This is a genomic window from Methylocaldum sp. GT1TLB (genome assembly GCF_051027445.1).
Lineage (GTDB): Bacteria > Pseudomonadota > Gammaproteobacteria > Methylococcales > Methylococcaceae > Methylocaldum.
In genome coordinates this window covers 154,799-167,457 of the sequence record NZ_CP194898.1, presented here as the reverse complement: position 1 = coordinate 167,457, position 12,659 = coordinate 154,799, and the positions used below count along the sequence as shown (strand labels likewise).

At 60.4% G+C, this 12,659-nt stretch carries 11 protein-coding genes; 7 read left to right on the top strand and 4 right to left on the bottom strand.

Features of this window, described 5'->3' with window-relative positions:
* Positions 1–273 precede the first annotated feature (273 nt).
* The 7 genes from ACR2R1_RS00730 (at position 274) to ACR2R1_RS00700 (ending at position 5,835) form a co-directional block, all read left to right on the top strand.
* Positions 274–1,065 (top strand): GNAT family N-acetyltransferase, encoded by a 792-nt coding sequence (locus ACR2R1_RS00730; RefSeq protein ID WP_077729168.1) that lies wholly within the window; start codon positions 274–276, stop codon positions 1,063–1,065.
* Positions 1,040–1,816, top strand: coding sequence for a lysophospholipid acyltransferase family protein (locus tag ACR2R1_RS00725; protein WP_156879385.1), 777 nt, complete (start codon positions 1,040–1,042; stop codon positions 1,814–1,816). The genes ACR2R1_RS00730 and ACR2R1_RS00725 overlap by 26 nt, the downstream gene beginning before the upstream one ends.
* Before the next feature lie 72 nt (positions 1,817–1,888).
* Positions 1,889–2,698 carry a metallophosphoesterase gene (locus tag ACR2R1_RS00720; RefSeq protein ID WP_133716791.1) on the top strand — a complete coding sequence of 270 codons (810 nt, stop codon included), beginning with the start codon at positions 1,889–1,891 and terminating at the stop codon, positions 2,696–2,698.
* On the top strand, positions 2,655–3,695 hold the full coding sequence (locus tag ACR2R1_RS00715) for a glycosyltransferase family 4 protein (protein ID WP_077729171.1): 1,041 nt from the start codon (positions 2,655–2,657) through the stop codon (positions 3,693–3,695). The genes ACR2R1_RS00720 and ACR2R1_RS00715 overlap by 44 nt, the downstream gene beginning before the upstream one ends.
* Positions 3,696–3,888: 193 nt before the next feature.
* A complete protein-coding gene (locus tag ACR2R1_RS00710) occupies positions 3,889–4,413 on the top strand; it encodes a phosphatase PAP2 family protein (protein ID WP_077729172.1) in 525 nt (174 codons plus the stop codon).
* A complete protein-coding gene (locus tag ACR2R1_RS00705; protein ID WP_086135462.1) occupies positions 4,410–5,453 on the top strand; it encodes an MJ1255/VC2487 family glycosyltransferase in 1,044 nt (347 codons plus the stop codon). Before ACR2R1_RS00710 ends, ACR2R1_RS00705 begins: the two co-directional genes overlap by 4 nt.
* Positions 5,446–5,835, top strand: a complete 390-nt coding sequence (locus tag ACR2R1_RS00700) for a diacylglycerol kinase (RefSeq protein WP_434112218.1) — start codon at positions 5,446–5,448, stop codon at positions 5,833–5,835. Before ACR2R1_RS00705 ends, ACR2R1_RS00700 begins: the two co-directional genes overlap by 8 nt.
* 193 nt (positions 5,836–6,028) lie before the next feature.
* On the opposite strand, the gene ACR2R1_RS00695 is transcribed toward ACR2R1_RS00700, so the two are convergent.
* The 4 genes from ACR2R1_RS00695 to ACR2R1_RS00680 all read right to left on the bottom strand — a co-directional run bounded on the left by ACR2R1_RS00695 (position 6,029) and on the right by ACR2R1_RS00680 (position 12,625).
* On the bottom strand, positions 6,029–7,639 hold the full coding sequence (locus ACR2R1_RS00695; RefSeq protein WP_434112216.1) for a glycosyltransferase family 4 protein: 1,611 nt from the start codon (positions 7,637–7,639) through the stop codon (positions 6,029–6,031).
* 167 nt (positions 7,640–7,806) lie between these two features.
* Positions 7,807–9,552, bottom strand: a complete 1,746-nt coding sequence (locus ACR2R1_RS00690) for an exosortase C-terminal domain/associated protein EpsI (protein ID WP_434112214.1) — start codon at positions 9,550–9,552, stop codon at positions 7,807–7,809.
* Positions 9,498–10,253, bottom strand: a complete 756-nt coding sequence (locus ACR2R1_RS00685; RefSeq protein WP_086135459.1) for a WecB/TagA/CpsF family glycosyltransferase — start codon at positions 10,251–10,253, stop codon at positions 9,498–9,500. Before ACR2R1_RS00685 ends, ACR2R1_RS00690 begins: the two co-directional genes overlap by 55 nt.
* Positions 10,254–10,735: 482 nt before the next feature.
* Positions 10,736–12,625 carry a heparinase II/III domain-containing protein gene (locus tag ACR2R1_RS00680; RefSeq protein ID WP_434112211.1) on the bottom strand — a complete coding sequence of 630 codons (1,890 nt, stop codon included), beginning with the start codon at positions 12,623–12,625 and terminating at the stop codon, positions 10,736–10,738.
* Between the last annotated feature and the right edge of the window lie 34 nt (positions 12,626–12,659).

Genomic DNA, 12,659 nt, shown 5'->3' with positions numbered 1-12,659 from the left:
CGCGCCGTCCGCTCGCCGGAACCCTGGGTCGCGCTTGGCGACGCCGAGCGCGAGCGGTTACGGCGTCAGGGGTTGGAATGGTGATATTAGGTGCCGCTGACGCGGCGCCCCCTTCAATCATGCTTCCAACCGTCGACCGCCAAGACGAAAAATACTCCGAGCCAAAACGGATCGCCTGCGGCGCTTGTCATCATTTCGTCACCAAACCGCAATATTTGCGTCATACCGCCTCCGTAAAGTGCCTTTCCATCGAAGCACAGACGGAAGGCTTACATGTCAGTACAAGACGCTATTTCTCTCTCGTCCCGTCCTCGCCGTTACGCCGCCGAAGTCGCCAGCGATCCGGCGACCGTCCGCGCAACCCAAGCCCTGCGCTACCACGTTTTCGCCGAAGAGATGGGCGCGCATCTGCATACCCGGATCGAGGGTCTCGATTATGACGAAATCGACGATTACTGCGATCATCTCTTGGTGCGCGACACCCAAACCGGGCAGATCGTCGCTTGCACTCGTTTGCTGGACGACATCCAGGCTGCGCGCCTGGGACGTTTCTACTCCGAGGGCGAATTCCAACTCGACGAGGTTCTGGCCTTGCCCGGACGCTTCCTGGAGATCGGCCGCACCTGCGTCGATCCGTCCCACCGCGGCAGCGTGGTTCTCGGAACCTTGTGGAACGGGCTGGCGGAATACGTCTACAACGGCCGTTTCAACTACCTGATGGGCTGCGCCAGCATCCCGCCTGGCCCCAGCGGCTTCGCCGTCGATGCGGTCTATCGGCAGATCGAGCCGCACCAGTTCGGCCCGTCGGAACTCTTGGTAAGGTCCAAAAATCCGGTTCCTGCGCACAAGCGCTGCGTCCAGGACGAAAGCGGCATTCCGCCTTTGTTGCAGGCTTATCTCAGGCTGGGCTGCTGGGTCTTGGGCGATCCTTTCTGGGACGAGGATTTCAACGTCATGGACGTGTTCATTCTGCTGGACCTCTCCCGCATGCAGGCCCGCTACGAAAAACGCTTCATCGCCAGCAAACAGGAAAACTCGCGTGCAGCGCTGTCGGCAGTGGTTTAAAGCTCTGGCCATCGCCGCCATGTTCGTGGCCGGCATCGTGGCCGTCAGCACGATCATGCCGGCCCTGAGGCTGCTATTGGGGAAGAAGTCGGCCGCCTTGAACGACGCCATCGTGGTGAGCTGGAACCGTGCCGTCTGCCGGATTCTCAATCTGCGCTTGCACATCCGCGGGCGGCCCGACGCGAACGCCCGATTAGTGGTGGCCAACCACATTTCCTGGCTGGACATCATCGCCCTCGGAGCGCAAGGCCCCTGCTTGTTCGTCGCCAAACGGGAAGTGGCGGATTGGCCGGTCATGGGCTACCTGGCGAAAGGCATCGGCACGCTTTTCGTCCAGCGCGGCGATACCGGGCAGAGCGCAGCCGTGGCCGAACGGATGGCCTGGCAATTGCGCCAGGGGAAACGCCTGGTGCTGTTCCCGGAAGGCACGACAACCACCGGCGACCGCGTGCTGCGTTTTCACGGCAAGCTGCTCCACCCGGCGCAGTTGGCGGGAGCGCACGTCCAGGCGGTCGCCCTGCGTTACGACGGCGCGGCGAAAGAATGCGCACCCTTCGTCGGCGAGGACGAATTTCTGCCGCATCTCCTCGACATCCTCAAGCTGGAACGGATCGATCTCCATGTGCACTATTGCCCCGCCGTTCCGCCCGGACCGGGCCGGAACGAGTTGGCGCAAACCACGCGGCAACAGATCGTGGCCGCGCTGGATGCCGGCCATTCTTGCCGCGGACTGGCCGTCATGAATTCTTAACCGGTCCGTCACGGCGCTTTAAGAAAATCGGTTTAAGTTCTTTGCCAGTTTCAACCGCAGCGAGGACTATCCATGAAGCTGAAATACCGTACCGTCTGGATTTCCGACGTACATCTAGGGACGAGGGGCTGCAAGGATGAATATCTCCTCGATTTTCTGCGGCACATCGAATGCGAACGCCTTTATCTGGTGGGCGATATCATCGATTTCTGGAAGCTCAAGAGCGGTGTTTACTGGCCCCGCCTGCACAACGAGATCGTCCGCACCGTCATGGCGATGGCGGCTCGGGGCACACGGGTGATTTACATTCCGGGCAACCACGACGAAATCTTCCGCGGCTATATCGGCACGGTGTTCAACGGCATCGAGATCCACGCCAGCGCGGTCCACGAGACGGCGACCGGACGCCGGCTTCTGGTACTGCACGGCGACGAGTTCGACGGCGTGGTCTGCTCCAGCCGCTGGCTGGCGGTTCTCGGCAGCGGCGCCTACGACTTCCTGATCGAGGTCAACCGCTGGTTCAATCACGTCCGCCGCATTCTCGGCTTTCCCTACTGGTCGATGTCGGCCTACATCAAGCACAAGGTGAAGAACGCCGTGAACTTCATCTTCGATTTCGAGCGGGCGCTGATTCACGAGGCCTATGAACAAAATCTGGACGGCGTGATTTGCGGCCACATTCACCACGCCACGATCCGGACGGCCGAGCACGGCACGCTGTACGGCAACTGCGGCGACTGGGTGGAAAGCTGCACCGCCTTGGCCGAAAGCCACGCCGGAACGCTGTCCGTCATCCGCTGGCTGGAAGAAAGCACCCAACTCCTGGAGGATCTCGCACTTGAAACTCGCCCTGATCACGGACGCCTGGCTCCCACAAACTAACGGCGTCGTCACCACGCTTCGCACGATCTCTGAGCAGCTCCGCGCGATCGGACATACGGTCGAAACCTTTACGCCGGATCAGTTTCGCAACTGGCCGTGTCCGAGCTATCCCGAAATCCGTCTGGCGCTGGGCTGCGGCTCGAAACTCCGAGCCCGGCTGGACGAATTCCAGCCCGATGCCATTCACATCGCCACGGAAGGCCCGCTCGGCATGGCCGCCCGGAGTTTTTGCAAACGGCGCGGGCTTCCCTTCACGAGTTCTTTCCATACCCGATTCGCCGAATATATCCATCTCCGCACCGGTCTGCCGCTCGCTGTCGGCTATTCCTTTCTGCGCTGGTTTCATGGCGAAAGCGAGCGCCTGATGACTGCGACGCCCACCTTGCTGGAGGAGCTCAAGGCGCGAGGCTTCAAGAACCCGGTGCTGTGGTCGCGCGGAGTGGACACGGACTTGTTCCGTCCCCGAGACAAGGGTTTTCTGCCCGATGCCCGCCCCGTGCTGCTCTATGCCGGCCGGGTGGCGATCGAAAAGAATATCGAGGCTTTTCTCAAGCTGGATCTGCCGGGCGCCAAGTACGTGGTCGGCGACGGACCGCAGCGGGAGGAGCTCGAGAGCAAATATCCCGATGTCCGCTTCGTCGGTTACAAATACGGCGAGGAACTGGCCCGCTATCTCGCGGCCGCCGATGTTTTCGTTTTTCCGAGTCGAACCGACACTTTCGGCCTGGTGATGCTGGAAGCTCTGGCCTCTGGCGTTCCGGTCGCGGCCTTTCCGGTGGAAGGCCCGAAGGACGTGATTCTGAGCGGTCGGGTCGGCTGCCTGGACGAAGACCTCAAGAACGCTATCACCGAGGCGCTGAAACTCGATCCCAAAGACTGCCGCCAGTATGCCCTGCGCTATTCCTGGCGCGATTGCGCCCTCCTGTTCGAAAGCTATCTGGCGCCGATTCCGAAAAACGGCGCGCGTTCGACGGCGTGGTGGCAGCGGTATTCGTGATCTCCGTGCCCGAGCCATGGGCATCTGCACCCTCGCGATTGATGCCTGTCCTGAGCCTAGTCGAAGGGCGCTCCACTTCGTTCAGCACATCCTACGAGTTCTAAGCGCTGTCATGGATCGTTCATCTTTCCGTCACCGGATTGTCATCTGCCCCGGCTAAGGTTTAGGAGTAGCCCTTAGGGAGTAGCGTGCCATGAAATTCATGCAGACGATCCAAACCTACGACGTCAATCTGTTTCTCTGGGTAACGCAACGGAAATCCCGGCGCGTGCTGGTTCGCGGTGCGCGATGCGTCTCGAAGACCGGCGACGGGCACTTGTACCTGATCCTCGGCCTGGTGCTGGCATGGTCCGGGCAGCCTGCGGGCTCGGTTCTGCTGGCTTGCCTGTTAACGGGCTTCGCCATCGAGCGTCCGGTCTATTTCATCCTCAAGAATCTGTGCCGGCGCGACCGGCCCCAAGCCGCGCTGAATATTCCGAGCTTCATCATTCCGTCCGACCGTTTCAGCTTCCCGTCCGGGCACACCTCCGCGGCGTTCCTGGTGGCGACGTTGCTGAGTTTCTTTTATCCGGCCCTTGCGCCTCTGCTCCTAACCTGGGCTGTGCTGATGGGCATGGCGCGGGTGGTGCTCGGCGTTCACTTTCCCACCGACACGCTGATCGGCGCGCTGATGGGAATCCTTTTGGCCCTTCTGAGTTTAGAGATCCATCTTACGTGAAAGTGTTCTATGGCGTTCAGGCCACCGGCAATGGTCACATTACCCGAGCGCGAGCCATCGCGCCCAAACTCGAGCAAGCCGGAGCCGAAGTCACTTACCTGTTTTCCGGCCGCCCTTGGGAAAAGCTGTTCGAAATGGACGTCTTCGGCGACTACCAATGGCGTGCCGGTCTTACCTTCGAAACCAAAGCCGGCAATGTGCGGTACATCAAGACCGCATTTCGCAACAATCTTCCGAGCTTCGTCCGCGACGTCAAATCCCTGGACTTGAGCCAGTACGACATCGTCGTCAGCGATTTCGAACCGGTTACCGCCTGGGCCGCACGGCTGCAGGGCATCAAAACCGTCGGCATCGGCCATCAGTACGCCTTCGGCTACGATATCCCCAAGGCGAATGCCGATGTCATGGGAAATCTGGTGCTCAAGTATTTCGCGCCGGTCACGGTGGGCCTGGGCGTGCACTGGCATCATTTCCATCATCCCATCCTCCCGCCCATCATCGAGACCGATCTCGAACCCGCGGCGGTTCAGCCGGACAAAATCGTCGTCTATCTGCCCTTCGAAGACATCAATCAGGTCGTCCGCTTGCTGAAGCCGTTCCACGATCGTCAGTTTCACATCTACAGTTCGACCATGCCGGACGAACGCCATCCGCGGCCCGAGCACATCCACATCAAACAGCTTTCCCGGAAGGGATTTCAGCACGACTTCGCCGACGCCGCCGGCGTGATATGCAACTCCGGGTTCGAATTGACCAGCGAAGCGCTTCATCTCGGCAAGAAGCTCCTGGTCAAGCCGCTGCACGGCCAGATGGAACAGAACTCCAATGCGCTGGCCCTGGAGGTCTTGCAGCTCGGCCAAGTGATGCAGACCTTGGACGGCCCCACCGTCGAGGCCTGGCTGCAACAGAGCCGGGCCACACGGGTCGTCTACCCCGATGTGGCACGGGCCGTCGCCGATTGGCTGATGCAAGGCGATCTGAGGGTCGACAAATCCTGGGTGGATAATATCTGGAGCCAGGTTCACCGAACCGATGGGTAAATTCGAAATCATGGCAGGTCAGAATCTCACCGGCTGGTCCCGCATTCATGCGGCGTTTTTCAACTCCATGAAAGGACTCAAAGCCGTCTGGCTGAGCGAGGAAGCTTTCCGCCAGGAAATTTATCTGCTCATCGTTACCGGACCTTTGGGATTCTGGCTCGGACAAACCGGTTTCGAAAAGGCATTGCTGGTGGGCAGCATTCTCCTGGTCCTGATCGTCGAACTGCTCAACACCGGTATCGAAATCGTGGTCGACCGGATCAGCTTCGAGCATCACGAACTGTCCGGCCGGGCCAAGGACGTGGGTTCCGCGGCGGTGTTCCTCGCCCTGACCTTGGCCGGCATCATCTGGCTGCTCGTGCTGCTGCCGAGATTCGGCTGACGGTGACCGTTTTGTCGGCAAGGGATTGCCGACCTACGAACCACGGCCGCATAGTAGGTAGCGAATCCTTTCACGACATTAACGGGTCGGCCAGCAGGTTTTATCGGCAGAGGATTGCCGACAAGCTTCCTACGCCTTTGCCGGAAACGCTTCGCTTATTCATGCCTACGACTAGGACATGGTGAGCAACGCCCTAAAGCGCCTTGATTCCGACGATCACGAAAGCCGCCATGGCCCCGATCGATATCGCCAGGCTGGCGGCGCTTCGCCGTCTCAATACGAACTCCACGCCGTAGAGCACCACGGCCGACTGAATCGCCAGCTTGGCGTAGTTCACTTCGCCGAAGACAGGCAGGTTGGCTGCCGCCAGCAGGATGAATACGACCAGAAAGTCCGACGGGGTAACGGAAAAATAATAACGTCCGGAGAAGCGCACACCCACGGCGGTAACGGCCGCCAAGACCGGGAAAAAGTATTTCAGCCCGATGTGCCAAAGACGCCGTTCCGTAACGCCGGAGAGCTCGATCGAATAGATCACCAGGATGACGCAGGCATAAATCACGAACCGCTCTATCCATCTGGCCGCTGGCAGTCGCGATACGCGGGCGACCAGCCAGGCCGTCATACTGACGGCTACGAAGTAACGGATATCGGACGCCAGTTCCCTGGCTACCACGGCCCCCATGATCAGAAATCCGGTAATGAGCAGGCTCAATACCAGATTCGGGGTTTCGTCCAGTCTCGCCCGGTCGCGCGCGCGCTTGAGAAAACCCGTCACGGGCGAGGTGCCGCCATGCAGCCGCCATCCGAACTTTCGGGCGAGCGGGTAAAACAGGACGACCGCCGCGCTCAGAGCCAGATAAAGCGCCGCGATCAGCCAGTAGGATTCGTACCGGAACAGATAAGCGGATACCACGAATAGGGATTGAACGGCGTATATGGCCAGCACCGCTTCGTACTGATCGAACCCTAGGGCCAATAGCTTGTGGTGAAAATGGCTTTTGTCCGGTTTGAACGGGGATCGGCCTTCGGCCATCCTTTGCGTCATTACCATCAAGGTATCGATGATGGGCAATCCGAGAATGGGCAAGGCGAGTCCCGGCGTCAGCGCGGTATTGACTTGCTCGGTCAGCATGAGCACCAGCACGCCTAGGCTGAAACCGAGAAACTGGCTGCCGGTGTCGCCCATGAACACCATGGCCGGATGGGTGTTGTAGCGGAGAAAGCCGAGCGTCGCGCCGATGATGGCCAGGCTCGTAAAAACCAGCTCGTCGCCTTCCGCGAGATCGGCCAGGGAAGCGATACAGGCGAGACTCAGGAGACTCAAGCCGGCCGCGAGCCCGTCGAGGCCGTCCGACAAATTAGTGGCGTTGGTGGTCCCGAGGAGAAAGAAGACGGTCAAGGGATACGAAACGAACGCCGGAATTTCCCGGCTCTCGAACCCCGGCAATCGTTCGACCGCCACACCTCCGAGCCAAACCACCACGGCGATCGCCAATAGCTGCCCGGCGAATTTGGTCCGGTAATCGAGATTGACGCGATCGTCCCACATGCCGAAAACCGTGATCACGCCAATGCCGAAAAGAAACATCTCGGTGCTTCGGCTCAAATCGATCCAGGCCAAAACGGACGCTACAGCGCCCAAGACCATCCCGATACCGCCGATCCGCGGAATAACCGCATGGTGAATCTTGCGTCCGTCCGGCACGTCGACAAACCTCAGGCGGGGCGCCAGCCGCATGAATACCGCGACCAACACCATCGCGACGAACAAGGCGGTGAGAAAGACGAAGAAATGAAACATAAACCGAGGCAGCCCCACACATCCTTTGCAGTGATATCGACGGCGACTCGCCGTAGTAGCCTCTCATTCCCCTAGCACTCCGCTTTCCGCCCGACTTCCGCTCCGGAGAGATCATGGGATGGACGTCGATGCGAGTGCCGCTTTGCCCACGCATGGGATTCCGGCGTTCAGTTCGCGACGTACCGGTCCAATCGCGGTATCAGCGAAGCGAGAAAACTGACGAGGCGCTTCTCGGTCACCGCGAGATCCTCGCCCGGAGGTGCGCGGGTCGTAAGTCGCACCAGCGCGCCGTCGCTACGGTTCAGGGTCAGCGCGTCCCAGAACAGATACCACTTGACGAGATATTCATTGGTCAGATTCCGGCCACGCTGCTGAAACCAGTAATGAACCAGTTGCCTTTCGTCGCCTTTCTGAATCAGGACCCGATTGACCCTGAGATCGCCGGCGTAAAGCCAGATGCCCGGAATCGACACCGTCTCCAAGGACTTGATCTGCCATCCGCCGCCCGGTATGCAGGAACGCGGGGAATGCACCGACTCGCCCTTGCGCTGCGAGGCGTAATAGGCCGCGTAGAAATTCACCGGCGGCGCGCCGCCCTTGCTGAAATCGGCCAAGATGTAATCGTCGAACTTCAAGGCATCGACATACTGCTGTTCCATGATCTCGCGCCGTCCCTGCCAGGCGTCCATTTGCATCGGAAACTCGGCGAACGATGTGCGCGGCGGAACCGATTCCGCCCGCTTCTCCAGAGACAGCGACAAGCCGGCCGCAACGATCAGCATGCCTCCGACCGTCCAGAACTCCCGAGGCAGCTTCCGCTTCCGAGGTGCGATACCCTCGTCGGGCCCTTCGGGCCACCGTCTCCCGGAAGGAGAAGGAGCCAAGGCGCGGCCCTCGGCCGCATATTTTCGGGCAGGCTCGGGAAAAGCGATGTCGAAAAGCTCACTCAGCGGGCGCTTGTCTTCACCGATCCGCGCCAGCAAGCAAATCTCGCCGATCAGAATGGCGGTACAGGCCATGAAGATCGCCCAGCCCTCGAAATCGTGCAGGAAGCCCTCCGCCATCGACGGGCCCCGATATTCCACGAGCACCCCGATGAGCCCTACGCGCAGGCTGTTCATCAGAACGGTAATGGGAATGCTCGACAGGAACACGAGCACCCGCTTCCAAAGCGCCGCTTTGAAAAGGTAAGCGCAGATGAAGGCCAGCCCCATGAGAGGGAACAAGTATCTTAGCCCGCTGCACGCTTCCACGACCTGGAGCTTGTACGCGCCGAGGTCGATGACGTTGCCCTCGAGGTAGACGCTGATATCGCACAAGCGGATCAAGCCGACCCCTAGCCGGGAAGAGAGCAGTTGCAACTCCGAAGACAGTCCCTGATAGATGAAACTGGGCAACGGGATCGCGAAAAACAGAAAAAACAGCGGAACCCGGACAAGCCGGAAAATTTCCGGTCCCAGAGCGGTGATAACCACGCCGAAAAGCACGATCAGGAATGCGTACTGCTCGATGATGAGCAGCGTGCTCAATTCGCCCAGAAAGAAGAACGCCAATCCGGCGACGACGAGCGATGAACCGGGCGGATATCCGGATATCCTCGCGGCCGCGATATCGTTCTTTTTTTGCCAGATGAGAAAAGCCGTGACGAAGGGGATGAGGATGCCGTGGCTATATTCATCCGAATTGAGCCAGGCATCGACCGTATAGGTCAACGCGTCGAAAAAGATGATGGCTATCAAGACACCGAGTATGGCGAGCCTCGACCAGACCCGGCCCGATGCCCTCCGTTGTAACTCGGAGTGAATTCCCTTCACGATATGTTGATCCATCGAGGCATCCTGCCCGGAGCGATGATGCATCAGTTCATCGCTACGCCCGAGCGATTCGCCCACTTCTCGCGCATCACGCGCCATGCGAATTTCGGCAGTTCGGCTTGCCGCCGGAGTCTTTGGGGCTCGCGGGCGAGCCGGTAAAACCACTCGAGATGCATGCGCCTGAACAGCGCCGGAGCGCGCCTCACCTTTCCGGCAATGACATCGAAACTGCCGCCCACGCCCTGACACACTTTTACCGAGAGCTCGGGGGCGTGCTGCATCATCCAGAACTCCTGCCGGGGGCTTCCCAGTGCGACGAACAGAATCTCGGCCCTCGATGCGTTGATGTCGGCCACGAGCTTCGGCATATCGGGTTCGCGGACATAGCCGTGCTGAAAGCCGGCGATGCGAAGTCCCGGATACCGCTCGGGAAGAATCCGCGCCACCTTTTCGTTCACTTCGGGGCTTGCTCCGAACAGAAAGACGTTTCGCCCTTGGGCCGCGCCGATTTCGCAGATGGCCGGCATCAGATCGGCTCCCGGCACCCTGCTCGGGCAGCCCAGCCCCAGCCAGCGCGCGGCCCAGACCACGCCGATGCCGTCCGGGATGAGCAGCTTCGCGCTCTTCAATGCCTGCAAGAGCCGCGCGTCGTCGCGGGCCCGCATGATCTTTTCCGGATTGACCGCCGCGATAAATCCGCCCCCACCGCATCGAAGGATATCGTCGACGATCGCCAGCGCCCTGGGGAAATCGACGACGTCCACGGGCACGCCGAAAATATCGATTCTCTCGTTATTCATGGAATCCCTTCCCTGACGAGTTCTACAGATCGAGAACGACTGACTCCACCCGTCGATCCCTGCTTATCGCGGGTTATCGACGCTCATACCATATCGACACGATCCGCAGTGAAATCGTCACACCCCCAGTAATGCTACGTATCGTTTTCGTATCGAATGGCAAGCTCAAGTGACGTCGTCAGGGCACGATTCAGGGACTTATTCCAAATCGCTTTCAATAAGGAATTCATGTTTGTAGGGTGGGTTAGGCGCACATCAGCACTGACCGACCGCCGATCACTGCGCTTCGCGTGCGCCGTAACCCACCGAGCGACCGTCAATCGGTGGGTTACGCGGAGCCTGTCCTGAGCTTGTCGAAGGGCCTGTCCCGAGCGGAGACTAGGGGCCTGTCCTGAGCCTGTCGAAGGGCTAACCCGCCATCGATGGGTTTCGCTTCGCTCTGCCCATCCTACGATGAATGTTCATTCGAATGCCGAATGGAATTACATGGTTTTCAAAGGCTCCATCGCGCGCTCCAATAACAATTCCAAAGCCGCCATTCCGTCGCGATGTGTATCATCGAAAGAGAGCGCAGTGTGGAATTGGTGGGGAAATTCGCCGGCATATCGGACCAGAATGGAAACCGCCGGCTTTCGGACTCCGTAACACCGAGACTGCCAGCCGAGTATGGGATCCGTTTCTCCGCGGTGCAGGGTCATGACGCCTCCGGCAAGATCCAGCCGGGCGCCGATGTCGTTGCCGCTCAAGACGAACCCCGCTCCGGCGGGCGCCGCCTCGACGCCGAGATGCCAGATCAGTTCGGCGACATGATGCCCCTGCCCGGCCAGATAATCCCGGATCAGCAAATGATCCGATCCGTCGAAGGCGATCGCCCGCCAGTGGGTGATTCCTAACCGGCGATATCCGTCATGCCGGGCCAGCAGCAGAATTCTTCCGCTTTCGTCGCGATGACACTTCACCAGGGAAGCGTCGTGGCCGTTCGACCATTGGAACGACGTTTCCTGTCTCGCCTGATCCCGCCCGTCGACGCGCACGGTATTGTGGGCGGCGGTGCTTCGAAACCAGCGCCGCCAGGTCGGATCGCCGGTATAGGTGTATGTGTTGGGATCGATCAGAAGCTCGCAGCCGCCGACCTTCACATGAAGGGACAATGCATCGGCATGGGCGTGCCCGAAGCCCGGCGCCATGCCGAGCGGACCGTGATCGAAGATCAACCGCACCGGCCGTTCGCCGCGTCCCCTGACGACCGTATAACCCGTATTCGGAAAGATCGCGGGATTTTCCGCCGGCGCCGGTCCGCTCCAGCTGATGCGGAGATGGCGGGACAGCGCGTAGCCGTCGTCGCAATCCCCTATTCGTGGCAAATCGTCCGGACCGTCGGCCAGTGCTCTCAAGAAGCGCCGGCCACGGCGAACGGCATCGGCCAAGGCTCGCGGTACCCGGTGCCGGCGGTGTTCGAGCAGCGCTTCTACCAGCCCGAGCAAATCGACGATGAAAAGCTGATACCAGAAGGCCTGCTCGATTCCGCCCCCGTCCGGGAGCACCTGGCGCTCGGCTTCGTGCTGGAGAATGCGAAGTCCCCGCGTCCGCCATCGAAAGGCATCCGGCAGCTCCGGGAACAGGGTTCCGGCATAGACCAGCCCCGCAGCCTCCGCGACGGTGTGATTGCCGGCCGAGGAATGAAGCGACAACCTTTTCGCGATGAGTGGCGCGTGGGACGAAACGAGCCTCAACAGATTGCCCCAGGTCTGTTCGGGCGCCGTTAGGCGATCTCTCGTCAGATCCAGCGCATGGCACGCGGCGATCACCCGCAGTGCGCATTCCATGGCGGACACGTAATGAATCCCGGTCAGGGGCGGATTGGCCTTCACCCAGGAATCGAGCACGGCTTCCATCAGTTCGACCGCTTCCCGCGCCCGGTCCTCGTCCGCGTTCGCCAGCAGCGCCAAATTCACCAATTGCTGTAGACGGGAGGGTTCCCACACCACGCGCGCATCGCCATACGGATTGCCCTGTCGATACGCAATCGATCCGAAGAAGGTTTGCGGCCAAACGTGGCCGGTATCGGGGGCAACATGCCAAATGCCCGGATCGGGTGCCCAGGCCCACCGGCATCCCAAGGCCGGCCACTCCCCGGCCAGCCAGCTTTCGGTTTCGGCAGCGGTCGGCAGAAAGGCAAAGGGAAAATCGGGCATCTGCCGGACGGAGCCACGACAGAACGTGAAGCCGTCCGGACGACGGTCCGCATGCCGGCCGCCAAGGCGATGCTCCCGCCGCAACCGCCGCAGCGTCCACAGCTCGTTGAGCCGATGAACGATCTCCCCGCCGCTCATGACGCCGAGGCGTTTGACGTACCAGATGATGCTTTCCATAGCTTTATGGGCGCCTATCGGAGTTCGAATCGGC